The following is a 25,075-nucleotide window of genomic DNA, read 5'->3' on the forward strand; positions in this document are numbered from 1 at the left end:
AGGAATGTCACCCATGACTGAATCATCTATCGATTTTCTCACGCGTCGTGAATCCAATGCACGCACGTACGCCCGGAATATCCCACGAGTTCTGAGCAAAGGCGCAGGCACTGAAGTTGTCGATATCGAGGGGCGCCGTTACCTGGATTGCCTTGCTTGCGCAGGGGCTCTTCCCCTTGGGCACAATCACCCATTTGTCCAGCAACGTGTCATTCAGTTTTTGCAATCCGGGCAGTTGCAACAGGCCCTCGATATAGCGACCCCGGCAAAGCTGCATTTTGTCCAGGAGCTCTACGAGATGCTCCCCCCGGCCTTTGCCAAACGGGCGAAGATCCAGTTCTGTGGGCCTACAGGAGCCGACGCCGCCGAGGCCGCCCTAAAACTCTTCAAAACCGCGACGAAACGCCGCCCGATCATCGTATTCCAAGGTGCTTATCACGGCATGACTCACGGCACGCTGGGCATGATGGGGAATCTTGCACCCAAACAAGAGATTACCGGCCTGCCTGGTGAAGTGCACTTTCTCCCCTACCCCTACGTATATCGCAGTCCATTTGGCGCAGGCACCAGCCCGGAAGAGACAGAGCGACTCAGCCTCGTTTGCCTGGAAAACGCCCTTAGCGATCCGGAAAGTGGCATTGGCAAACCGGCAATGGTTTTGCTGGAGGCAATACAGGGCGAAGGGGGCTGCATTCCAGCAAGCGCGAATTGGCTGCGCCAGGTGAGGGAAATCACCCAACGGTACGACGTTCCACTGGTCATTGATGAAATCCAGGCAGGTGTTGGTCGCAGTGGAGATCTGTTTGCCTTCCAGCAAGCGGATATCGTGCCAGACGCCATTTTGCTGTCAAAGGCTATCGGTGGTGGCTACCCACTGTCGTTGTTGCTGTATTTGGATCAGTACGACCAGTGGAAGCCGGGAGCACACACCGGTACGTTCAGGGGCAATCAGATCGCTTTGGTCAGCGGAGCCGCGACCTTGGAGTTCATCAGAAAAGAAGGGCTGCTGGAACACGTCAAGGTTGTCGGTGAGCAGCTCCGCCAAGGCCTGTTGCAGCTTCAGAAGCGCTATCCATTCATCGGTGACGTTCGTGGACGGGGGTTGATGCTCGGCATGGAGATGATTGAGCCGGATGGCAGCGTCGACGCGCTGGGTCACCCGCAGGCGGCTGGAGGCATCGCTGCAAGTGTGAAGCGTGCTTGTCTGAACGAGGGGCTGATTATTGAAACGGGCGGACGCCATGGAGCAGTGCTGCGCTTCCTCCCGCCCCTGGTAATCACCAGCTCCGAAGTTGACCTGGTAATAGAGCGGCTTGACCGTGCTCTGGCCTCGCAAATGGTCAGTTCTCAGGTCACGAAAGTTACTCGCCATGCGGAGGTGCAGGCATGAGCACTCCTGAAAAGATCGTTGATGTACTGGGAATTGGATTTGGCCCAGCAAACATCGCATTGGCAATCGCCCTGGAAGAATTGGCTCCGGCTATGAGCGTCCAATTTCTTGAGAGGCGCTTAGGCCCATTGTGGCAGCCGAACATGCTGCTGCCGGGCTCAGACATCCAGAATCATCCGTTGCGCGATCTAGTGACCCCACGCAATCCGCGTAGCCGTTACAGCTTCACGAACTTCCTGTTTGAACAAGATCGCCTTTATGAGCATTTGAACCTTCCATTGCATCATCCCCTGCGTGCGGAATACGCCCAGTACGTTTCCTGGGCTGCAGATTTCTTTGACGACAAAGTCGCCTACGGTTGTGAAGCTGCATCGGTGGAAGCAATCAAACCAGCGAATGGCGAAGGCGCCCACTACAAAGTTTGTAGCGTCGATGGCCGCGTATTTCATGCCCGTTCTTTGGTGCTCGCCCCTGGCCGTACGCCTCACATTCCGGCCCCTTTCGCGGACATCAAAGATCGACGCGTACGCCATTTGAACGACTATATGCCTGCCCTCGCCGAAGCTGTGGCAGCCACCAATGGGCGATGCCGCGTAGCGGTGATTGGCGGCAGTCAGAGCGCGGTAGAGATTTTGCTCCACGCCAGTGGTCATACTGGAGTGCAAGAGGTGGTTGGGTACACACGTAATTTTGGCTATCGCCAGAAGGACACCAGCCCGTTTTCCGATGAGGTCTACTTCCCCTCCTTCGTCGACACGTTCCATAACGCCAGCCCAGAACATAAGGCGCGGTTGCGTCAGGAACTGGTGCATACCAATTATTCGTCTGCCGACATTGATGTCCTAAACCAACTCTATGTGCGTAAGTATGAGCAAACCCTTCAAGGTGAAAGTCAGTTGCAGCTACGAACGTGTGAGGACATGGTCGGCTGCATACCCAACGCTAACGGGGTGCAAATCGAAAGTCGGCAGTATCTTCAAGGGAGTATTCATAGCCAGTCGTTCGATTTGGTTATTCTGGCCACGGGTTTTCTCGACCTTGGTACCGGTGACCGACAGGAGCCGTTCCCGAGAATACTGGCCCCAATCGCCCATGAAAATGACATCGACACGCTGACCATCACCAGGGATTATCGGGTCGATTTGCAGAACGGCCTACCCACCTACCTAAACGGGTTGTGCGAGTCTTCGCACGGCATGGGGGACGCAGGCTCATTCAGCTTGCTGGCGTTACGTTCACAAAACATTGTGCAATCGCTGGCCAGCAACTTGAAGGCCATGGAACAGCGCCATGCGTAAACTCGCCATAAGCGAAATGCTGGCGGCGCCCTCTTGTTGGCAGACCCAGCTGCCCTGCCGTACCGCTCGCGCCGGCAACCTTCCGTTTGAAAGTGACGTTGTGATAGTAGGCGCGGGAATTGGTGGATTAGCGGCGGCGCTACGGGCGCTTGAGTCAGGTTTCTCGGTGACGGTGTTGGAGGCCGGGTACGTCGGCTGTGGGGCAAGCGGTCGCAATTCGGGCTTCGTTGTTCCCATCCCATCGCGGCATACACCAGTGTCACTCCAGAACTTGCTTGGCGAGAATACCACTCCATTTTTGGCCGCTCTGTGCGAATCAGCGAAGTCTGTTTTTGAGTACGCCCCATCGGAGTTAACAGTCAAAGGTTGGGTGCAACCAATGGTTCGGGATACGAAGGTTGGGGCGGCTGAACTGGCAAAGAATTGGACGCACCTGGGGGTCAAGGTCGACCCCATGGAGCCTGAAGCGCTGGAGTCCTCATTAGGGACTCCAGAGTATGCCGAGGGTCTCCATTTTAGCGATGCAGGTGCCATCAATCCCCTCGCATTCGTGTACCAACTGGCCGACACGATCAACCGCAAAGGTGGGCAGATCATCGAGCATTGCAGTGTGCTCGATGTTCGACCGCAGGACGGCTGGGTCGCTGTGCAAACGCAGCGGGGCGAGATCAAGGCTGGACGCGTTTTTATCGCCGGCAATGCCTATGGTTCTGCCGCCAGCCGCAAGACTCGGCGGGCTGTTAGCCCGCTAGCCCTAACGCTTGCGACTTTCGCCGTCCCGCAGCTGACCTCTGGCGGAGAGCTGCTCCCATTTTCAGACAACCGCAAGGACATGTGGTTTGCACGCCGCTTAGGGCCTACAAGGTTGCTGACGGGCTGTTTCGGGTTACCGCTACAGAACTCTGTCGATTGCAGTGCATTGCTCCAGGATCGCATCAAGCACCTCTACGGCACTGTCGTACAAGAGCCAGAGCAACAATGGGCTGGGTGGGTTGGCCTAACTCCAGACGGTATGCCGATGATTCACCATCACGACGAACGAATCATGAGCTGGAGCGGCTGTAATGGTCGAGGCATTGCGCTTTCAATGCTGATGGGCCGAACGTTGATGGATCGACTTTGTGGGGTCAACGGCCTGCATCTGCCGCTCTCCTCAGGCTCTTTAAAGGCTGGTAACGCCATGACTTGGCTGGCGCAAATGGTCATTGCACTTGATCGCCGGAAACAACGTCGCACCGCCCTTGCGTCCTGATCTTATCTTTCAAATCCGAGTACATACTATGTCTGCCTGCCCCTTTCATTACCCTCAATACCGTTCCGTAGATCAGGGAATGATCGACCGGTTCATTGATGTGTTTCCGCTGGCAATGATCACATCACACCGGGACGGCCAATTCCTTTGCAGTCACATACCCCTATTGCGTCAGGCGGATGGCTCGCTGTTCGGACATGTCGACGGCAATAACCCACAATTCAAAGGCGAACAGCACCTGAGTGCTCAAATCGTCTTCATGGGGCCATCGGCTTACATTCCTCCACAGGCTTACGTCTCCCGCCAACTCCCTACCTGGAATTACCTTGCCGTTCACATGCAGGCAAACATCACGGTGCTGGACGCTCCCCACCAAAACCTGGAGATCCTCAAGCAAACCGCGAAAAGGCTAGCAAAGCAGGAATCTGATTTTCAGGTCGACGAGCGCGACCCTCGGGTTATAGCGAACCTGCCGCACATTCTTGGGCTGGTCATACAGCCGGTAAATTCCGAAGGGCGCTTTAAACTCTCTCAGGACAAGTCCTCACCGGATTCGGCAGCGGCTCTTGAGTGGTTACTCGACGACCGAAAAAACGAACATGCCGAGTTCCTGATGGAGCTCATCAACGCCGCGACCAAGCCGCATTCAAACTGAGGTCAGTATGCCAATCGTTAGAGTAGAAGACCCCGTTAGCCGTGACGCCGATACCCAACATGCCGTTATCGAGACGATTTATGGCTGCTTGAAATCGGTGTTCAAGGTCAGTGACGAAGAGCTCCAGGCACGGTATGTCTGCTATGACAAAGAGCACATCCGCTCCCCAGGTGATCGCAGTGAGTTCATCCAAATTGAAATCACGGTCTTCAAAGGACGCCATCTGGAAACCAAGCGCCAGCTTTATCAGTCGATCAGTAAAAGTATCGCTGCGCTGCTCAATATTTCTGAGCATGCCCCGCTCATACTGCTACTCGAACAAGAGCCCGAGAACTGGGGTATGCGTGGCGGAGTGCCGGCGAGTGAGATCGACTTTGGATATGCTATTTCCATTTGATATCGCTCATGACAACCATTCCATTCGTAGCTGAGGATTGAGCGCATCCAAGGGTCGCGAGCCCCCTGCCCCCTTTCACCCTACCGAAACGGGGCCGGCGAGAGATCTGCCGGCACCTGCTTCATATGCTATCTGATCAAGGAGGCGCGCAGGTCTCGGAACCAAAGTGAGTGTCCAGGCACTCTGGCCACACGCGATTCACCATTGTTACGAGCAGGCATATAGACATTTCCATGGTACTCAAGGTACCTAACCCACCAAGCCACATCGGCGACAATCCTCGCATCTGCCAAGGAATCCGCTGTACAAGATAGCGTCCTTCTTTCAACCTGCTTTTCGTGATCAGTCAAGACGGAAAGGGTACCTACAGAGACCTCTGTTGGTATCCTTGTGCGTGGACTCATGAGATGTGTCAGGTTCATATCAAGTTGGCTGTGCAGCGGTGTTGCGAAGCCACAAGTTGAAGTAGCAACCAACCTTATGAAGAACGGCTGATCTTTGGCAAAGCTACGTATAGCAGCTGTCACCTCAATCAGCTCCTCCTCACCGATCTGATGAAAATCATCAATAAGCAGTGATCCGACCTTGCCTCTGCAGTAGAAGGGAAACATTGCTTGGTGGTCTTTCAGCACCTGGGCAATAGCAAAACCAACGCCGAGCCGGCTCCCCTTTGTCAAAGACACAAAATTTACCAAGAGCCCCTTGCTACCGCTCTCTCTAAAAAATGAGCGGTAGTTGAGTTCTTCTGCACCGATAACACCGTTTCGGTCATAGGTAATGGTCAGGCGCTCTGACTTACGGAAAAAGTCATCTGATTGGGAACCGAATGTATGCCCACTTCCGCTCACGCTAAACAGGATCGGTGCCGTCGCGCACTCCAACGATTCGAGCTCGAACAGTGTTTTCAGGATTTCGGTTTTATCCGTTCGGCTGCCACCAACGATGCACACTGCATCCGTGGTCGTTTCAGTAGGCCTGGATGGCTTTTTCGGCTTGGCCAGATTCTGGAGTTTGACCCGCAGCCTGTTCCAGTCGGTGCGATTTTCCAGCTTCGACATGACCTCGAGCGCTTGGCTCCTTTTGAGGACAACACCATGAGGCTTGAGGCTTTCGATCAAAATCGAGGCGTGATTCTTCACGACCTTAATGTCATCGTCTTGCATTCGGATGCTCCGTGTCGCCAGCGGTACTATATGGGTGCTCGCATTGCCCAATCGCTGGCTGAAGACCGAATTCGATTGAGTCAGGTGTCGCGTTATCCTTCGCCTTCCCGGTGTGGGGCGAGCTGCTGGCGGATACAGGCCAGGCAGAAATCTACCACACGGAAAACGGCTTTAAAACAATTGCCTTGAATTGACATGCTCACCGGAATTTTGATGCGCCCCATGAATGACAAAGCGCCAGCAGAGCCTGGCGCCTTTGTTCGCAACAAGTGACCTCGTCTGCTACGACTTGATGGGTGGAGAGCTCGGCAAGACCAGATGCTGACGAATGACGCCTCCTTCCCAACCTCGCTTTGCCATCAGCACATTGAGTCCGCCACCAACCTCCTGTGGGCGTTCACAGTAACTGTCGAAACGGCGCAGCATGTCCTCATTCGCTTGATGGGGGCTCAAGACCACCAGGGAACTCAGAGCTCTGAAAAAATCATCAGACGGACTGTATTCCCGAGTGCTTACGGACATCAAAACAGCGCACTTATTGGAATACCTGGCGTCGTATATGACTTGCTCAGCCACCCATTTGTTTCTATGGATTGCTCTGCATTCACCAAAACTGACTTGCCTGACGTTCGCAATCCCGCGCATCCACTGCTCACGGTGGTATTCCTGGAATCGTGATGGCGGATGGTAACCGCCACTGACGTACGGTGATGAGTAATAGCGGTCACACAACATCTTTCTTGCCTGAAGAAACATGATTGCTCCAACCTTTTCGGCACCGATCTCATCTGCCCGCCTACCAGCCGCATCGATCCAGACAGACTTCAGATTAGCCTCACCAAAATCAATGCTTGTTGGCCCAGACAGCGATGGCCAAAGGTTGATCAGGCGCTGAATCTCATCGGCAATAACACTCCTGATCGACACCCCAGGGCAGTCGCATGTCATTCGACCGTACCTGTATTCCAGTAAATCGTTTGTTTTAAGGACGTAGCACAGGTCAGTCAGGTTAGGTATTGCATACCTCTGCGCCAACACCGCAGCGTGGGAATTGCCTGCCTCGTGCAATGCATCAACAGCCTCCCACCAGGTGTAAGGAGCGCCTTGACTGAGCTCTAGGAGAGCCTGGTCGACATCCTTGCAGAAACCGGCCTGGTAGATCTTCGGAAAGTTTCCATTCTCTGGGCTGCCGGCATCGAAATGGTTAAAGGTCGCCTTCAGCACTTCATTCAGAAAATGAGAGACAAAAGGCCTGTCGAAACCTTCCGTGACCTGGTCACAGAGAAGTGATAGAAACCTGATCTCATTTTCGAAATGTACCGGCACAGAGACACCAAGCGGCGTGTCGAGCATATTCACCGCATACTCCGGCGACGGCTTCATCAGGATATGCGTGAACAACCCGCTGACATCGCTGGATTGATCCTCGACGAAATCCCTCTCAGACCCGATGCGTATCCTCGAAATCTCCAGTTTCTCGCCGTATTCGCGTACCAGGGCCTTGCTGCTCTCGTCCTGATAAACACGCAGATCGCCTTCATCCTGATAACTGACCAAGTCGCCCCCGCCACCTCCACTGAATTCACGGCTGCTCATCGAATACGGGAAGAGCTTTCCATCTGTCGTTCTATACAGCATCCCGCCGCTACCCCACGGGGCTGCCGGGCGCGTGATTGGCATCAGTTGTATGGCATCCGCTGTTGGAATGACCGTGGCAACACCTGAGCACGGCAGCCCGAGCCCATTGACGATGCACCCAGCCATATTTACGAAGTGAGCCTCTTCAACCGGATCTCTTCCCCAAACATCGAACTGGATGCTGGCCATAGATAGTTGACCATTGGTATCCCTGAGCCTGAAAAGTTCGCGCTGGCGCTCGGTAAGCCTTGGCTCGCGCAAGAATAAGCCAATAAACCGAGTAAGCCGTGTTTCCCGATCCAATGCCGAATATGCTCGGCGCCAACCTGCATCTACGGTAAGCGTCATCCTCCAAGGAATGTCGTACCCTAGAACCGCCATACATTTCTGAAAATCCACGCCGTCCAGGGATAGGCGGGAATCGAGATCGATTTTTTGGGTCGGCCTCTCCATTTCAAGGGCGTACACAGCCTGCGTGCTCTTGCGTACAAGAAGATACCGAAAGCCGTGCAAGACTCTTTCGACAAGAGTGTCATGGGACTCGGCAATTTGCCCATCTCTCCCGCCGATGGTCGTTATCTTGAGCAAGCATTTCTCATAAATCGACGGAATCGAGTGGCCAAAGTGCGCCGTGGGCTCTCTATGTGGATCACGGACAAAAACGAACTCAAGCTCTTGTCTTGGATCGTTCCGGCTGTAGATCGTCTCATAGACCCGCTCCCAGGCTCTCTCAACGACATCGCTGGATAGGTTGTCCAGCATCCCCAGGATCTCGAAGAAACTCGACATGCCGGTTTCACTTCTTACCTGGTGATCCGGATCTGTAGCCTGATCAGTGTAAGCATTCATGGCGGCACTCATTATTTTTCGCTTGAATTCGACGGTACTGACGGGTTTCGGCACTATAATTCCTGGCATTTTACAGCCATTGTTTGCATTTTCCATGGCATGCCTACAGAACAAAGCGCAGCTGCGAGCCGTTAAGGCTCCAACGATGTAATACCGGTGTTGTTGCGCTCGCGAACATTCTGGTGCCTGATAACCGTGTGCAACACATCTGACTCTGTTGGCTGGGCATGGATGTTGTCGATGGCAGCATCCTCGATCTTGCCATCGTACTGCTCCCAGAAGGCCCGTATACCCTCCAGCAGCTGTAGTCCCTTCTCCTCCGAGTGGTAGAGAGGCTTGTAGAAGCTCTCGCTGGAGACAGGCGTGTAGCCGTCTACACTGAGCGCACCCACTACCATCCCGCGATAGGTGCACCAGAGCAGTCGCCCGCCGTCGCGCTCTTCGAATTCGCGGAGCATACCTTTGGCTATGGCCAACTCTTCAGGTGTCTCAGAGACGAACTCGGCAAGGAAGTCCTCGGCCCGGCCAGATCCGGAGTATTCGTTAGCAACAGGCCGGCTTCTTAGGCGGATGTCGATCAGGTACCAACACGCTGAGTCGTGCATGTTGGTCAGTGCTGCGAGTACCTGTGGCTCGGCACCCTGTTCTTCCATACGGTCGACCACTAAGGCAATGCGCTTACTGTCTCTGACGAGTTTTGTCTTCACGGGTATGCCCATGGTTGTTCACTGACCAGGCAATTTACCACAACCGTGGATTCAGCTAACCGCACCGGTTAGCTCTATGGGGAGCACCTAGGCCTTCTTGGCACGTCCATAGATAATAAACGCCAGCACCACGATTGGAACCCAGACAATCATGGCCGGAATGGAAACAACCGTCTTTGGGCCGATGCTGCCGGCAAGCCCACTGATACCGCCGACACCCGAAAAGATCAACGCCATCACCCTTGCGCCGATGGCGATACCCAGAGGAACAATTCCCTGCGGGCCGATGAAGGAAAAAATCAATAGCCCGATTGCCCAGCCGGCCCCAGCGCCAAGTGCCGCTCCCTGAAAGCCTGGGAGTACCCATTGAGTGGTGGTACCGAAGACTGTGGCCACCACAACGCCGATGCACAGCAACAGCCAAGCAACAGCTTTCTGTAGCCCTGGGCGGAAGCGGGCGATTCCCCGCCAAAGCACATAGCAGGCGAACAGCATTGCGACTAACTTCAGAACGAGCATCGAGTGTGGCCTTCACGGGTTGGGGAGCCGCAAGAAGACCACACCGACAATAGGATGGCCATTTAGAATTACCAATGACCTTCGAATTCCATCATAGCGACACTGAATTGACAGAATCGCTTTTGCGGTCAACCCAGCTGTTTCTCAACCTTCGTCAGGTCAGCCTTCAGCTGCCTCAGCGCTTGCTGATCGTCATCGACATCCTCCAGGTACCAGCTTTCGCAGATGGTGTCGAAAACCGCTTCAAGCTTGCCGACTCCATTGGCCTTCTTGGATGCCTTTTCATATCGCTCCACAACAGCCGCCATTGGCTCGGGCAGGTTCTGGATTAAGACCCGCACGCGAGTGGAGTGGCAACCGGCTTTGATAAGTCGAGTTCTAAGGCTGCTGTCCATCTGCATGTCTCCTTGGATGACCGTGAATTTAGGGCGTACCGGGATCCCGGTGCTGACTGAGAAGTCCGCCATAATGGCAGCGGCGTCCTGACGGGAAAAGTCGACAAGCCTGTCCATGTGCCGGCGCGTGACGCCGCCATGCGACCACAGGTGCTTCATCATCACGCCCAGGGAAAAGTAGTTGATCTGGAGGACATCGCCAGTTAACCCGGCCCGGACAATTCCCCCAGAAGCCGCAAAGCCCTGTGCAATGAGCTTCATGTCGATGTACTTGGGCTGATCGCGCCAGGCCTTGATTTGTTTGGCCATCAACTGAACCCCGCCGTTCCAGGAGATGTGGCCCTTCTTCACGCCTTCGAGGAACGCATAAAGCTCGACGCCCAGCTCCATGGTTGTGGCAATAAGGATTCGCCTCTTCGCTCCGCCAAGAGCGGCGCCTAAATCACTTGTCCAGAAGACGCGTTGATTCAACGCACCGGAGTCGTAAAGCTTAAGCATCGCTTCACCCAGGGTGGCACCCTCAGGTATGAGGCCTTCGCCAAAGAACTTGTTGAGCCATTTCGACCAGTCGAGGTTACCAGTCATGCTCTGGAGCATCTTAAACAACGGGTGTGGCTCACCTACCGTGGCCGGGTTGCCGGCTTTGATGCCCTGCTCCCACAACCACGACATGAACTTCAAGGGCAGGCTCGCCGGTGATGTGCGGTCGGCGTCCAAGTGAAGCTTAAGCAGTTCAGTCGCTGCTTCTCTGGTCATTTCAGGAAAGATCTTGAACGCCATCTCCCCTATCCCGGCCTCGCCCTTCATCAGCATCTCGATGATGGTGCGGACGTCTGTGTGGTTCAAGATCCTGTGGTTGGATGGTCTGAGTCGATACGGGGATTTAAGTCCCAACGCGTCGTTCAATTTCTCATACCAATCAATCGACATCCCTGGCAGGCCGCTGTCGGACTCAAGACCAAGTTCCTTGAGCTTGTCCTTCACCTTTTTCTCAAGCTCACGCTGAAGCGCGTCATCCGTGATTTCGGAATGCTTGTCCAACATGTCCTGGCGGAATGCGTTGTCCAGGATCAGATCGAGGGCGCACGCGCCGGCGCCGATAACCATCGCGTAGCCAATGGAAAAGGAATCAATGCTCGCATGCGGCAGGGGCTTGGCCATCGGCTCGGCAAGCTTCCTTCTGTACTCGTCGACCATCTCCTGTCCGCCAATCTCGGCCAGCGTGGCTTCAATGTCGTTCATCACACGGTCGCCTTCAGTATGCCCAGGCGCTTAACCTCGTCCATGATCTGTACGATCTGGGATGGGAACAGGTGGTGACTCTTGAGGCGCCCCTCCAGCTGGGCCAAGGTTCTTGGCGGGTTTGATACGACGTCGGCAATGGCCTCGACAATCGACCCAGAGGCGTTCTTGAACACATCCGTCAATTTCGCCATTTGGTGCCTCAATTCGTTGTTCTCACGAACGAGCTCATCCATGGCCGACTTGGTTCTGATGCCGCTGGTTACGTAACCCGCAGCTGCGCCTATGATCAGGCAAGCCCCGCCAATTGCCACCGCAACGCCATTTGAGCTCATGACCCAATCCTTTATCCTACTAGTGAGTAGAATGATAGCTCCGAGCCATTTTAAATGCTAGGCACCTGCTAAAATTTCGGTTCAAGATATGATTCAGACCACACAGCGCGAAAAATAAAAGGATTTATAGGCTCAGCAATGACATCGACCAAGGAAAAAATCGTGAGCTTCATGGGAGTTCTTCAAGACCCGGTCTACACGAGAGCTGAATTCGCTCAGTTCGGGAGCAAAGGTCAAGTATCGCGTGCTTTAGCCGAACTGATCAGGGAGAAATGTTTAGTCCGTGTTGGTGTAGGCCTCTACTCCCCTTCACGCGTATCAAGCATGACGGGTAATGCCATTCCAATTGACAATATGATGAAAATTGGCCTCACAGCCTTCAAAAAGTTAGGCATTGAGGTCGAAATGGGTACCCGATACAAAGATCTGTATTCCGGGAAAAGCACCCAGGTTCCAATGATCCCAATTCTTAACGTGGGCGCATCAAAAACAACAAGAAAAATCGGCCACGGCCCAACAAAGATTCACTATGAAAGAGTGGCCTCGCGGAGGATAAAACGCGACCGACCTGCGACCAGGCCATAGGTGAGAACGCCAAAAGGAAACCATTGTAGAGGCGTAGCCTCAGTGACCCGATCACCTGTCACTGAGGCCTCATCCGGAGTTAAGCGTCTGGTTGACTCTGATCCGCCGCAAGCAATCTCTCGGCTTCCCTCAAGTCTTGAAGCATCGGGCCCAGCGGCTGGATGTCCACTTCCAGATGTACCAGTTTCATCAGGTTTTCAGAGGTAAAAAACGCATTGCCGGCCCGGATGACCTCTCGCGCTTTGGCGATATCGCCTGGGACTTTACCGATCCACTTGGCTTCGTTGTACAGCGCCCGTGGTCGCATCTTCTCGGCATCGCCAGGCTTGGTGGCGGCAAAGCGCTCCAGGGGCTTGATCAGGTTGGTGACGAGCATGTCCGTGAACTTGGTACGGATGAACTCCAGGCCGTCCAGCTTGGCCACTGGAACCTCTTTCTCTGGCCAGTCCTTTCTATCACCCTTCTTGCGGTTAGTTGTCGCGAAATGCGCCTCAGCTTCGGATTTTGTCATCGGAACGGATTTTGTGATCAAAGTATTGCCACGATCCGCCCGCTCCTTGAGCTCTGCGAAGACACGAACGCCAACGACATCCATGAACCGTCGCTTCAGGTCGGTCAGGTGCTGATAGTCCCTTTTCAGCTCCGTCACGGTAACCAGGTAGGCAGGGATTTCCTGGACAGCACGCATGACGGTGTCAATCCGGCGCTTACGCTGAACAGCATCATCGATCTGTTTCTTTTGGCGGGTGAAGTGAACACCGAAGTGTTTGCGACCGCAGTCGATCCCGATACCTGTCTCCAGGCCGTCGCTAGTCGTGATCAGGTAGCCTTTCATGTGCTGGGTGTGGCACGACTTTATCCCGCACGCAATCGTGTCTCTGAAGCGATATGGCGCGACTACGCTGCCGAACTTGCGATCACCTTGAGGGTGGAATGACAGCGATGGGGCAAACCCAGGCCTGCCGGCGAGCTCTTCGTAATTGTCTATTACTACGACGTTTTGATCCAAATCCATGGCCTCCTGCGTTGAATAGGAGGCCATTATAACGCCACTGTAGAAAAATACAGTACTTAGCCGGCGCAACCGAGCGATGGTCGCCCGGTGAGTGCGAAGCACCGCTACTCGTTGAAGCGCTCGACTGCCTTACGAGCTGAAGCCATGGCCTCTTCGGCTGACTCGGTGGGAATGCCCCAGCCAAGTTCTTTCGACCAATAGATCACGTCTGCGGCCCTTGGATCAGGCTCGCCGGGCGTAAGCTTGTCCTGCCAGAGGATGTAGGCAACCGCCTCGGCTGTGTCCATTCCATCTGCATAACGACGTATGACGGCGAGTGCTTCTGGGGACAGTTCGGATGCTTTCATGGCTTGTAACCTTCGTCTACGAGTCGACCGGAGAGGTAGACATCCTTCTTCTGGTTGATGGTTGGTACTTTGCCCACTAGCTCTCCCCAGAGTTTCTCAGCGCTTGGGATGAATTCTCGAAGCTCGCAGTATGACAGGAAGGCTCGCGTTGTGTAGACCGCCGAGTGTAGCTCCGAGTCGTGATTTTGAATGAGCTTGGGCACCTTGCCGTTTTCATACACAACCATCGCAGACTGATCAGCCTTCTCGACATTGTCGATGAGCCAGTCCAGGATCGCTCGTTCCCCGCCGTCCTTGATGCGGTGATCCGGTTTGGTAATTCGCGCCAGCCTCAACAGTTCACCGGTCGACGTCTCCGGCATGGATACGTGACCATCGGCGATACCCTGACGGATCCATTCGCGAATCTCTTCGGAGCCAGGCTTGCCTGGAACGGTTGCCTCCATGACCACCAGGTCAGGAATTTGGACGTGGCCAACCTTCTTTAGCAGATCCAGCCTCCCGATAGCCGCGAGGTGAATCAGGGGGCCGGTATCGGCGGTGATTAAATCGATTTTCATTTTACGCTCCTTGTAGCCTTACCCAATTGTAACATTGAGCCGGGAGCACTTCGATCAGCCGCTGTGCACCCGGCCCTAACCCATCAAGGAGATGGGCTATCGTCTTCCTTAGCCGGCGCGACCTCAGGCTTCCAGTCAGCCAGGCGTTTTCTCATCATCACCAGGTCGTCTGTGTACCATGTGATATCGCGGTCAAGGCGTTCCTCGTACGCACGGAATGAGTTCCTCCAGCGGGAGCTGTCCGGGGTGATCGTCACAACGTTGCCGGCAATGTTGATTGGAAGGCTTTTCACGGAGTCTTTCTCCGCTTGCAGCTTGATGGTGTGCTTGAGGCAGTCTTCATGGCTTTCAATCATCCACTTCAGGCCGGCACTTGAAACCTCTATTGGAGGAAAGCGAATTCCTGGGCAACTTTGGGTTTGCCAGCCATTCCCACGACGCTCATATCCGTGGTGCGCCATAGTGCCACCGACAACCGCGATTGCGCGTTGGCAGCATGGGCAGGTTTTAACCACCTTGTTCGGATTGACCGGCTTAGGCGGCTCGGTACTCGGCGCCCTACCCATCACTACGCCGGCTTTTAGAGAATCAATCGTTGTAGCCAGAGGCATCAACTCTGCCGTAAGCGAACGCATGGCGTCGATCATTGGATGGTCGAGCTTCGTCTTCTTCAGTTTCTTGTCTATTGAGGACAGGCTGTGAATACCCATGATGGTGATCGAGTAGTAAAAATCTCTCAGATCCTCTGACAGATTTTGATACTTGCCGGAATTGAAGTGCACATCCGAAACCTTCTCGTCCCAGAGGTCGCGGGCAATATCACTGCACCAGCGCTTGACGTCCTTCATCTCGACATTCCTGATCGAGCCGGTCAAAAGTCCTTCATTCAGGCGATCCAGCACCTGTTCGAAACGCTGCCGTTGGCGTTCAGCGCCACGAGTTGTGGTCGCATACACCGATGGAAAGTCTTCGCGGATTAGCATTGTTGGAGCCCCTTTTTCCTTTAAGTATGGCCTGTGCGATGAACGTCAGGCCAGCCTTACCCTGGCAATTTACACTGAATGTTTAAGCTAGCCTGAACCCGACATTTGGGCCAGGCCTAGGCAGCTTCATTAGGAAATCTGTTTCTCACATATGATGATAAATGGCAGAGCCATAACCGCATCATCATAATGACCTGGTCGACCTTGATCTGAAATGATCTGATTGATCCTACGGGTGCTCAAGTCCCAGCGTTTGCCGAGCATTACAGAATCCCAGCCGCGCTTAGTCATCTCTTCTTTGAAGGCTGCGCTGGACATCGGGATGATCGCTTCAATTTTCATGGACAAGCATCATTTCGGGAAGTATATTTCCCAATCATAACGGACAGGGTGTGGGTCGTCGACTCATTTCTTTGCCGTGATTCATGGCGCCGGTCGTCTATACCGGTGGCTGGTCTACTACGAATTAAAGGATTGAAGATGTCGTTTTCCGTCACCGTGGCCACCCTTCAGGGCACGCAGTCTGAAGCGTTCAAATATCATCGTGATAACGCCGTCCGTTTAGGCATAGAACGCGATGTAATCATCGATGTAGATGCCCTGACCCCCTCCGACATTCAAGAGATCATCACTTCCGCTACCGAGCAGAAGGACACCAAGGCTGTACGCGCCGCCGAGGCCATGCTGTACGTCAGATCTGGCGACTTCTCCAAGCCAGTACCGAATTTCAAAGCGTTCCTAAACATCCTGGAGCGCTTTCTCAAACACAACATCATTGATGGCTGGCTTTACGTAGAGCACGACGACGGCTTCATCTATCCCGAGCTGGTGACCAGGGTTGCTTACGATGCGGGCCTTGGCAAGATTTCCAATGGGCAGCCGACAGTAACCATTCACACCTGCCGATATGGCCTGCTCGACTCAAGCAAAAAGGAGAAGGTCGGCAACTCGCGGGCACAGCACGTTTTCTATGCCCAGGACGTGGCCAGGAGGAAGATTGAGTCGATCCTATCGGCCAAGGGAATCTATAAGGAAACCCCGTCGCTCAAGGAAGCCTATCTCGAGCAGAGCATTCGCTACCGCGAGTCAAAGGTCGGCCTGTTCGCTCATCAATTCCGACTGACCGGCGCCGCTTACCGCTTTGAGCAGAACAACTGGGAGCGCCGTGGGGTGAAACTCACCGCTCGCAAGGTCATCCATGATCTTGAACCGTCAAATTTTGGCCCGATGGACAACTCCGTCGAGTCGAGCCTCTTCGACGACCACCCTACGGCAAATGGTATTGGCGAAGTACCCGAGCACCCGCTGATCCGCGTGTACGATCTGGACGCCCATGAGTTCCTCTGGGCCAACGCCGACGCCCTAACGTTGCACACTTACGACAAGTCGCTGCGCGAAAAGCTAGTTTTGCCGGATACGCACCGTGACCTGCTCGATGTTCTGACCACCGATCTCGGGGCCTTTGTCTCTGACTTCGTTGAAGGCAAGAGCGCCGGCAACGTCATCCTGTGTAAAGGTGTGCCTGGCGTCGGCAAGACGCTCACCGCAGAGGTCTACGCAGAACTGATCGAGAAGCCCCTTCTCTCCATCCACTCCGGCACCCTGGGTATCTGCGCAGAAGAGATCGACAAGAACCTGAAGACAACCTTCCAGATGGCCAAGCGTTGGGGTGTACCGATGCTGCTCGATGAAGCTGACGTCTTCGTGGCTAGTCGCGGTCTAGATCTGAACCATAACGCCGTCGTGGCCACGTTCCTGCGTTCGCTGGAGTACTACGACGGGCTGTTGTTCATGACCACCAACCGTTCCAATGACATCGACGACGCAATCATTTCCCGCTGCGCCGCGATCATCAACTACGAGCTGCCAGAGAAAGAGCGGACGGTGGCCATCTGGAAGGTAATGGCTGAGCAGTTCAAGTCGCCGCTGTCAGACGAACTGATCAGTAAATTGATCGACGCCTTCCCCGAGATCGCGCCACGGGACATCAAGATGCTTTTCAGGCTGGCGCTCAGGGTCACCACGACAAAGGGTGAGCCGCTGGATATTGAGCTGTTCCGTCGATGTGCGATGTTCCGGGCGATCCATATGCCGGAAAAGGTCTAAAGGGATTTACTGGCCCTCAAATCCCTTCCAGGGAAGCTTAGTGTTCCCGGAAGGGGGCTGATGAAGACATTACTTCGAGGCTATGTTGGCCTTATCCGAAATCGAATCCGCGATACCAGCGTGCACCTGGGCAACGGGGTGCACGCTTCCACTCATCCAGTCCTCCTGAATTAGCCCATCCTTGAATCTGGCTTGCGTCAGCACTGCGTCGTTCGACATCCTTAACCCCCGCATGCGCTTCGGAGCGTATGCCTCCCACTCTGTTACGTTCTTTATTGGATGAAGGGATGGATGGATATCATATTTTGGTACGCGCCACCCAGGCAGGTCTGCCAAATCACACGAGCCTTTGCGGTTGTCACAATCGATTGCCACTGCACATATCGTACGGTCACCAGCTGGGGATACGAACCCCGCCTGAGACTCTATACGTGTCCATCCATACTCAGTAATGGCGTTCCTCTGGGCCGATTGAAGAGGCTCGACAAACTCACTGTAAATTTTCTGTGCATCTTTATCTTCAACCCGATAGATGAAGTTCTTGAACAATTTTCCGCCTTTTTTCTTGCTGTACTCACTCAAAGACTCATTGCCCTGAGTCATTCGAGCAGAGCAGACCTCACTCAATTTCTGGGGAAAAGGATTCGGGTACACAAGCTCCTTTATCGCTGCAGGTTTGACGCCTAAAACGTCGGTGAAAGCCCAGTTTAGCTCACTGTATACATCCGACATTTCATCGTTTGCCTTTGCCCCCGCCTTTTTGGGATCAACGACTTTAAACCCTCGTAAGAAATGGAGTCCTTGGCCTGCAAACCAAGTGCGTGGATCCCATTTGAACCCGACCGGTGTAGATGGAATCAGCCCCCACATAACAACACCTGAGAAGCCAAAATCATTGCCCCCAAAAGACGACAATAGCTCATCAGGCTTACGGGTTTTACCATCGCACCTGTCGTATTCGAAGTCGCCATAATATGGGCTACCGTCCCGCAAGCCCTGTTTTTGAGTCTTTCGAGGTGTTGACGCTCCTTTGCTGGTCTGGCCTTCGCACAGAAGAGCGATGGTCGCATTAAGCTGGGACTTGCTGAGAGATGTTTTTGTACTGGTGTCTTTGACAAATGCCCAAGTCTGGGGCCCTTTGTCCTCCCTCGAAGCTTCACGCGTTAGGATATTCCCTCCGTCACGCTCAGAACTCTTCCTAACGCGGCCATCGCCTAGATTAACTGGCGGGTCAATCTGGGCTCTGAAGAAGCCATCGTAGACTTCGGCGCCCGAGCAAGAAAATGATGCATACCGAACAACCATATGCTCATTGTCCACGGCTTGACGGAGAGCGTAGAGCGATTGCCAGGAGAGAAATGAACGGTGACACGTGGTATCCCACCAGTCCGCTGACTGCGTAAACCGTCGATTAGACATATTTGGTGCAAACGCCCAGGACAGGCTTTCAACACTGGTCTTGTTCTCCCGTTTAGACCCCTTCTCCGGAAGAGTGTTCGTGATTGCCGCGTGATCCGGGTTGCCCTCACCTGAAGCAAACGAATCACCGACCGCCACAATCAACCTTGTCTCAATCTGCTGCTTCTCTGGAAGCGTTTGCGCCGGCCCACCGTCGACTGAGACTGCAAGGGTGAATGGTTTCTTCTCATCTACGTTGATGGCAGTCGCTGGTTTATCACAGGACGTTGCAGCACCAACAGAAGCGCCATTGATGCTCCACTGACAGCTCGCGCCAGCTGTGGCTCCCTTGTAGGTCAGGAGAATGTCGTGGGTCGGGTCAAAAAGTCCTTTGTTGTTATAGACCCCCTTTTCCCTTTCCCACCAGGTTCGATCAATAGGCAATAACTCACGAAGGGAGGCAGCATTTTGCGTTGAAAGGAAATCCTCAGCCGTCATGCCAGGTTTCCATGCCTGCTTGATTTTTTGGAAGTCTTCGTCCTTGCTGAACTGTTGAAATCCATTTGCTACAGACCAGGTGATCTCACCTGCCTCAGCAGCTACGACTGGAATTACCAGTAACGCAACCAGCGCAATTTGCCCTCGCATATTCGCCCCTCCCTACAGCTAGTGATGAATCCTGGATTAGCTATAGCAGGGGTTTACTGGCTTTGCGCCACTGCAAGAGTGGTTAATGAAAATAATTTTAGAAGCGATTCAAACCTGAAACAGCCGGACATGTTCAGAGTGGTCAAGCTGCAATGCCGGCAGTAGATAACGGTGCTTTCGAGTTTCGCGTTTTGGCTTCAGAGCCAAGGTAAGAACCCCCGCCAGATTGGGCGGGGGAATGACATCAAAGAGCGATGTCTGCCTGTTGTTTGCTTTCAACTGGCTCGCTTGCTGCTGGCGCTGCATTTTTCGCAGCAACCGTGGTGTTTACCGCTGGCGGCGTCGACAGTTGCAGAACCTCGCTGGTGTAGGCCCATTCCTTCGCTACGCTCTCAGGAGAGCCGTTGAGCTTCGTGCCATAGCTTGGAACGATCTCGTGCAGCTTTTCCTGCCACGCGGGTGTGGCGACCTTCTCTTTGAACATTTTCTCGAGAACGGTCAGCATGATCGGCGCAGCTGTCGAAGCACCAGGCGATGCACCGAGGAGACCGGCGATGGTGTTGTCCTGGGAGCTTACAATTTCGGTACCCAGCTTCAGCACACCACCCTTCTCTTCATCGCGCTTGATGATCTGAACGCGCTGGCCGGCCTGCCACAGACGCCAGTCTTCAGCTTTGGCGTTCGGGAAGTACTCCTTGAGCGCCTCCATACGATCTTCATCCGAAAGCATCAGCTGGCCGGCGAGGTACTCCACCAACGGGTACTCCTTGATGCCGACCTTCGTCATCGGCCAGATGTTGTGCGTGGTGGTGCTGGTCAGCAGGTCGAAGTAAGAACCCTGCTTAAGGAACTTGGTGCTGAACGTGGCGAACGGGCCAAAAAGGATGACACGCTTGCCGTCCAGGACACGGGTGTCCAGGTGAGGAACCGACATTGGCGGGGCGCCGACCGATGCTTTACCGTAGGCCTTGGCCAAGTGCTGCTCAGCTACAGTCGGGTTTTCCGATACCAGGAACGAACCGCCCACCGGGAAGCCGGCGTACTCATTGGCTTCTGGAATGCCGGACTTCTGCAGCAGGTGCAGTGCACCACCGCCCGCGCCAATGAACACGTACTTGGCATCGGTCTCGCTTTCGGTACCGTCTTTCACGCTCTTGTGGGTGACGTGCCAGGTACCATCAGGATTGCGCTTGATGTCCTTCACTTCGCTCGACAGTTTCAGCGAGAAGTTTGGCGTGGTTTGAAGGTGCGCGACGAACTGGCGGGTGATCTCGCCGAAGTTAACGTCGGTGCCCAGCGGGCTCCAGGTAGCTGCGACCTTTTGAGATGGATTACGTCCGTCCATCAGCAGCGGTGCCCATTGCTTGATCACTGCAGGGTCTTCCGAGTACTGCATGCCACTGAACAGTGGGCTCGCCTGCAGGGCCTCGTAGCGCTTCTTCAGGAATTCGATGTTGTCATCGCCCCACACGAAGCTCATGTGCGGTGTGGAGTTGATGAACGAATGCGGGTTCTTCAGCACGCCTTGCTGAACCTGCCAGGCCCAGAACTGACGGGAGATCTGGAACGCTTCGTTGATCTCAACCGCTTTAGGGATCTGAACGTTGCCGTCCTTATCTTCTGGCGTGTAGTTCAATTCGGCCAGGGCGGAGTGACCGGTGCCGGCATTGTTCCAACCGTTGGAGCTTTCCAGGGCAACGCCATCGAGGCGCTCGACCATCTCCATCGACATGCCCGGCTCCAGCTCATTGAGCCAGACACCGAGCGTTGCGCTCATCACGCCACCGCCGATAAGCATCACATCAACTTTCTTTGCTTCACCCGCATGCGCAGGGGCAATCGCCAACGACACGGCGAGCGCAAGCAGGGACGAACTAACACGCTTCAACACAATTGAGTCTCCAGGATTAAAAGCTAAGTCATTTCAATGACTTGCTGGCGGGGAGCGTACCACAACATTTGGCAATAAATGCCAAGAGGCGACCGGGTGCCGGCACACCTGGCGAGATGCTTACCTACCCTGCAAAACCTACTGCGAGCCATCGCTTCGCGCTGAAGACTCGAGCCCAGCGTCGGTCACCTCGATTGCCCTACCTGCCTTGCGCCCCCTAGAATGATCCATAGGTGCCAGGCGAGATGTCCTGCGTCACAACTGCATGAGTGAAAGCGATGACCGTAGGATTGAAGCGACTGGAAGAGTACAGAGAGCTCTTCGAGCAATGTCATGATCGCGACTCCGAAATCCAAATGCTCGCCTACAACGGAGCCAGGAACGAACTCAGCCTCGGATACGGCTGGGTAAAATTGAACAGGCCTCAGTTCACCAAGTACCTCGAACCAATGCAGAAGCTACTGGATGATTTTCCGCCGCTTCCCCAGGTCTTTTACGACAACGCCCAATTACGGTCGAACAGGCGTTACGACAGACTGGAAATGCTCGCGGCAAAGTACACCGACACCACCACCCTTCAGGGCCTCTATGCCGTCATCGGGATCCGAAGCGCCCTAGACATTGAAGAGAGGGATTATCGCGCCGGTGATAGCTTCCGAAGCGCAAAGAATGGTGGTGTAGAGATCCAATTGTCCGAAGAAGCCCAGGCGCTGCGAGACAAGCTGAACCGCATCAGAAACAGCTATCCGAACCCTAGGGCCATCACTCGGGAAATGGACAACTCCCCTTCGCCTTGAGGGGCCCAATCTAGAGCCGCACGTGCCCAGTTAAGCTGGGCTTTTTTGTGTTCAAGCTCCCAGTAGATATACTGGATATATGCACAGTTAATTGCTAGAATCCTGGCTTTATTCCACCTTTTTTCAATGCCAAGGATGAATGATGAGCACCGGCTCTCTTCAAATCAATTTCGGTCTTATCGAACCCACCCTTTTCGCGATTTACATTCTTGCCGCCATCTTACTCATCGCCATCTACCGCAAGACCGACGCGGGATGGTGGACACCGTTTGTGCACGGCATCCTTTTTTTGATCGTGACCATCATCGCCGGCGCCTGCGGCCTTTCTGAGAAGTACACGATCCCAGCAATGCTCGTCACGATCAGCACCGTAGTGGGCTACTACCTTTTCAGCATCAGTGCTTACGTTTTCAACGTTGTGTGCAGATCAATGCGCCTGAACCGACTCTGGTCTGCAATCCCGAGAGACCAGCGCCGTAAAAAGCCCCACTGGCCATGGACTCCCTTCAATGAAGACTGGTACGACACTGCGCACTCAACCTTGGGTGTGATGCTTGAAAGAGCTCAAGTAACTGAGGGGCTGACTCTCGTCGCAGAGCTTACTGAAGAGCACCTGATCACCCTTTCAAGGAAGAGGAGTCAGTGCGCCTACAAGGATGAATACGACATCCTTCGAGACGGTGATTGGCCCAAGCACGCAAAGTACTTCATCAAGGCAGTCGCTATTCCTGCGCTGGAAGCGCATGGCCTGGCTGTACAACCGCCGCTTAAAGCCATGCTCGAACTGATGAACGACATCGTCCCGGCCACGGCGCCACTCGATGACCAGCAATCAGAATCTCAGCTCCACGAACACAGTACCGGCCCTGACTATGAAGTGCATGTGGCGCGGATCCTTGAAGAGGCCGACTGGCAGGTATCGATGACGCCGGCCACCGGCGATCATGGGGCAGACATCATTGCTACCAAAGGCACTTTTCGGGCGGCTCTCCAGTGCAAGTATTACTCCCAACCTGTTGGTAATGGCAGTGTCCAGGAAGCGTACTCAGCAAAAGGCTTCTACCGCTGTGATGTGGGCGCTGTAGTGTCCAACGCGTCCTTCACGAAAGCCGCTCGAACAGCTGCCACAAACTTGAATGTACCCCTTCTCCACCATGACGATCTCGTCGAGGCCCTGGAGAAGCTACGAATGCCCGCTCAAGGGCTTGCTTGATCATAGACATACGAAGGAATCGACATGGCTAGAAAACCGGAAAAACGTCCAGACACCGTGGCATGCGGAAATTCAAATTGCTCCAGGAGCAACCTCGATCTTCGCTCATATTCTTCCCGATCTCCAAGCGATGAGGTTGAGAAGGAACGGATCCACTGGCGTGCGTATCCTGCTATCAGCGGCCACACGATTATGTGTACCTGCGGTCATTACACTGTTTTTTACAACCCGGCAGAGTCGACTCCCCCTGCCCGTCTATAGCATCTAACCACCGAGTGAGGCGCCCGAAAGAAATCTCGTTAGGCACCCGCTCGGCCCTCAATTTTTAAAGCACACATGCCTGCATGTTGTTCGCTTTTGTCTAGTTTCCGCATCATCAACGGGCAAAGCGCTATTTTCCATTTTTCTTAGCCCAATGAGCAAAAAGTGGAAGCGCAGACTATCCTTCAGATTCGGCAGAAATACAGCGTCTGCGCTGTCCCCTCATTCTGAATCAGAAGGCCGCTATGAACGTCACCGACCGCCTGAAGTTCTCGCCCTATGCTCCTGTGCGCAATCAGGAACAGTTTTGGTGGATCTTTGCAGCCAACGTTGCTCGCGACGGCTTGGTTCTGAAGGATGGACGCGTTGCCGGAAATCTAGTGGATAAAATTCAAGATGAGCTACTTGATCCGGCCATGGAGCACTTGATACCTCAGATTAAGCAGGAATTCTCCGATCCGAGCGAATGTGGCCATTTGGTACTCGAAATCTTTGCAAAGATGGCAGAAATGCGTCATTGGGTGCCGCTCGCGGCGCAGTTCATCAATTGCGGTCGCCAGATATTCGACCTCACGGATGAAGTGGTCGAGATGCTGGAACAGACCGATTTTGGCGACTGCACGCTTGAGGGTTTGCACCTACCATATGAGGCGTTCTTTGTTCGCTTTGGAAAACGTGAAGCCATCCATCTCCATTTTGATGAGGGGGAGCTGGAATACCTAGACGGTGCTTTCGTTGCTGTGACCCCATACGACGAGCAAGGTAACCTGCGCTTGAAGTTCGGGTTCTCGACATGCAAGAAAAGTGGTGAAGGCGTGATGTTGCCTGGCTACTTTTTGGATTTCACACCGGAGGAGCAAGCTATGCCGGTGGCGCTGGCCATTGAGCATGTTATCACCCGTCGCGCCAGTAACTTTTCAGATAAACCTGGTGACTCCGAGGCAGATAAAGCGATAAATTCTCATCGGCGTGCTGAAATCGAAGGTGGCGGCGAAATCTTAAAGCAAGCCTCCAGTTTGATCGTGAATGTCTTGTTCTATCTGGAATCGCTTGGTACGCAGCGGCGTCTAGAGCCAGGTCGAGACGCCCCTATTGATTACGCGGTACGTTGGGAGCAATCCAACCCAAGTCAGCGTGAGGAGTTGAAATCACGAATGCTGTCTGAGGGCTATACGACGGTATACCTACTTGGCCGAGAATTCTCATCCTCTAGTACAGCTGAGCACGGTGGCCACCGTCGTACCCATTGGCGGCGGGGCCACTGGAGACGCCAACATCACGGTAAAGCTAACAGTCTTATCAAAAAGAAGTGGATAAAACCGCAAATAATTGGCGCTGGCTCCGCAGATGAATTACCAGGCCACATCTATGTTGTCGGTAACGCTGAAACCCCCGACACACGGCACTGATCACGTAAAGTGGCCTTGTTGC

Annotated in this window: 23 protein-coding genes; 10 read left to right on the forward strand and 13 right to left on the reverse strand. The window is 54.1% G+C overall.

Annotation, left to right across the window (positions count from 1 at the left end):
- Positions 1-13 precede the first annotated feature (13 nt).
- From DKB71_RS34385 to DKB71_RS34405, 5 genes are read left to right on the forward strand one after another with little or no spacing between them, the layout of a single operon-like run.
- Positions 14-1,390 (forward strand): diaminobutyrate--2-oxoglutarate transaminase family protein, encoded by a 1,377-nt coding sequence (locus DKB71_RS34385; protein ID WP_408602173.1) that lies wholly within the window; start codon positions 14-16, stop codon positions 1,388-1,390.
- A complete protein-coding gene (locus DKB71_RS34390) occupies positions 1,387-2,688 on the forward strand; it encodes a SidA/IucD/PvdA family monooxygenase (protein ID WP_408602174.1) in 1,302 nt (433 codons plus the stop codon). Before DKB71_RS34385 ends, DKB71_RS34390 begins: the two co-directional genes overlap by 4 nt.
- Complete coding sequence (locus DKB71_RS34395; RefSeq protein WP_408602175.1) at positions 2,681-3,940, forward strand: NAD(P)/FAD-dependent oxidoreductase; 1,260 nt, start codon at positions 2,681-2,683, stop codon at positions 3,938-3,940. The genes DKB71_RS34390 and DKB71_RS34395 overlap by 8 nt, the downstream gene beginning before the upstream one ends.
- A gap of 28 nt (positions 3,941-3,968) precedes the next feature.
- Positions 3,969-4,595 carry an FMN-binding negative transcriptional regulator gene (locus tag DKB71_RS34400; protein ID WP_408602176.1) on the forward strand — a complete coding sequence of 209 codons (627 nt, stop codon included), beginning with the start codon at positions 3,969-3,971 and terminating at the stop codon, positions 4,593-4,595.
- Between the two features lie 7 nt (positions 4,596-4,602).
- Positions 4,603-4,992 carry a tautomerase family protein gene (locus DKB71_RS34405; RefSeq protein ID WP_408602177.1) on the forward strand — a complete coding sequence of 130 codons (390 nt, stop codon included), beginning with the start codon at positions 4,603-4,605 and terminating at the stop codon, positions 4,990-4,992.
- A 128-nt stretch (positions 4,993-5,120) separates the two neighbouring features.
- Here DKB71_RS34405 and DKB71_RS34410 read toward each other — a convergent pair whose 3' ends face one another.
- From DKB71_RS34410 to DKB71_RS34435, 6 genes are all read right to left on the reverse strand, one after another.
- Positions 5,121-6,155: a hypothetical protein gene (locus DKB71_RS34410; protein ID WP_408602178.1), complete on the reverse strand. Its 1,035-nt coding sequence runs from the start codon at positions 6,153-6,155 to the stop codon at positions 5,121-5,123.
- A 282-nt stretch (positions 6,156-6,437) separates the two neighbouring features.
- Positions 6,438-8,642, reverse strand: coding sequence for a hypothetical protein (locus DKB71_RS34415; protein WP_408602179.1), 2,205 nt, complete (start codon positions 8,640-8,642; stop codon positions 6,438-6,440).
- Between the two features lie 131 nt (positions 8,643-8,773).
- Positions 8,774-9,361 (reverse strand): hypothetical protein, encoded by a 588-nt coding sequence (locus tag DKB71_RS34420; protein WP_408602180.1) that lies wholly within the window; start codon positions 9,359-9,361, stop codon positions 8,774-8,776.
- A gap of 75 nt (positions 9,362-9,436) precedes the next feature.
- Positions 9,437-9,868 carry a hypothetical protein gene (locus DKB71_RS34425; protein WP_408602181.1) on the reverse strand — a complete coding sequence of 144 codons (432 nt, stop codon included), beginning with the start codon at positions 9,866-9,868 and terminating at the stop codon, positions 9,437-9,439.
- A 128-nt stretch (positions 9,869-9,996) separates the two neighbouring features.
- Entirely contained in the window at positions 9,997-11,505 is a 1,509-nt protein-coding gene (locus tag DKB71_RS34430) for a hypothetical protein (protein WP_408602182.1), read from the reverse strand.
- A complete protein-coding gene (locus tag DKB71_RS34435) occupies positions 11,505-11,840 on the reverse strand; it encodes a hypothetical protein (protein ID WP_408602183.1) in 336 nt (111 codons plus the stop codon). Before DKB71_RS34435 ends, DKB71_RS34430 begins: the two co-directional genes overlap by 1 nt.
- Positions 11,841-11,978: 138 nt before the next feature.
- On the opposite strand from DKB71_RS34435, the gene DKB71_RS34440 reads away from it, so the two are divergent.
- Positions 11,979-12,425, forward strand: coding sequence for a DUF6088 family protein (locus DKB71_RS34440; protein ID WP_408602184.1), 447 nt, complete (start codon positions 11,979-11,981; stop codon positions 12,423-12,425).
- Between the two features lie 79 nt (positions 12,426-12,504).
- Here the strand turns inward: DKB71_RS34440 and DKB71_RS34445 are convergent, their stop codons facing one another.
- The 5 genes from DKB71_RS34445 to DKB71_RS34465 form a co-directional block, all read right to left on the reverse strand.
- The gene (locus DKB71_RS34445; RefSeq protein ID WP_408602185.1) at positions 12,505-13,440 is read right to left on the reverse strand and encodes a hypothetical protein; all 936 of its coding nucleotides are present in this window, start codon (positions 13,438-13,440) and stop codon (positions 12,505-12,507) included.
- 104 nt (positions 13,441-13,544) lie between these two features.
- On the reverse strand, positions 13,545-13,787 hold the full coding sequence (locus DKB71_RS34450) for a hypothetical protein (RefSeq protein WP_408602186.1): 243 nt from the start codon (positions 13,785-13,787) through the stop codon (positions 13,545-13,547).
- Positions 13,784-14,347, reverse strand: coding sequence for a hypothetical protein (locus DKB71_RS34455; protein WP_408602187.1), 564 nt, complete (start codon positions 14,345-14,347; stop codon positions 13,784-13,786). The genes DKB71_RS34450 and DKB71_RS34455 overlap by 4 nt, the downstream gene beginning before the upstream one ends.
- Before the next feature lie 83 nt (positions 14,348-14,430).
- Entirely contained in the window at positions 14,431-15,330 is a 900-nt protein-coding gene (locus DKB71_RS34460) for a hypothetical protein (protein WP_408602188.1), read from the reverse strand.
- A 129-nt stretch (positions 15,331-15,459) separates the two neighbouring features.
- Entirely contained in the window at positions 15,460-15,672 is a 213-nt protein-coding gene (locus DKB71_RS34465; protein WP_408602189.1) for a hypothetical protein, read from the reverse strand.
- Between the two features lie 138 nt (positions 15,673-15,810).
- Between DKB71_RS34465 and DKB71_RS34470 the strand changes: the two genes are divergently transcribed.
- Entirely contained in the window at positions 15,811-17,436 is a 1,626-nt protein-coding gene (locus DKB71_RS34470; protein ID WP_408602190.1) for an AAA family ATPase, read from the forward strand.
- A gap of 69 nt (positions 17,437-17,505) precedes the next feature.
- Here the strand turns inward: DKB71_RS34470 and DKB71_RS34475 are convergent, their stop codons facing one another.
- Positions 17,506-19,482 carry a hypothetical protein gene (locus DKB71_RS34475; RefSeq protein WP_408602191.1) on the reverse strand — a complete coding sequence of 659 codons (1,977 nt, stop codon included), beginning with the start codon at positions 19,480-19,482 and terminating at the stop codon, positions 17,506-17,508.
- Positions 19,483-19,726: 244 nt separating this feature from the next.
- Positions 19,727-21,373: a malate dehydrogenase (quinone) gene (gene mqo / locus DKB71_RS34480; protein ID WP_408602192.1), complete on the reverse strand. Its 1,647-nt coding sequence runs from the start codon at positions 21,371-21,373 to the stop codon at positions 19,727-19,729.
- 278 nt (positions 21,374-21,651) lie between these two features.
- On the opposite strand from mqo, the gene DKB71_RS34485 reads away from it, so the two are divergent.
- From DKB71_RS34485 to DKB71_RS34495, 3 genes are all read left to right on the forward strand, one after another.
- Entirely contained in the window at positions 21,652-22,170 is a 519-nt protein-coding gene (locus tag DKB71_RS34485) for a hypothetical protein (RefSeq protein WP_408602193.1), read from the forward strand.
- Positions 22,171-22,312: 142 nt separating this feature from the next.
- Entirely contained in the window at positions 22,313-23,383 is a 1,071-nt protein-coding gene (locus DKB71_RS34490; protein WP_408602194.1) for a restriction endonuclease, read from the forward strand.
- A gap of 506 nt (positions 23,384-23,889) precedes the next feature.
- A complete protein-coding gene (locus DKB71_RS34495) occupies positions 23,890-25,053 on the forward strand; it encodes a hypothetical protein (RefSeq protein WP_408602195.1) in 1,164 nt (387 codons plus the stop codon).
- Positions 25,054-25,075 lie beyond the last annotated feature (22 nt).

Origin of the sequence: Pseudomonas sp. PLMAX (assembly GCF_046042685.1) — a bacterium.
Taxonomy (GTDB): Bacteria; Pseudomonadota; Gammaproteobacteria; order Pseudomonadales; family Pseudomonadaceae; genus Aquipseudomonas; species Aquipseudomonas putida_AE.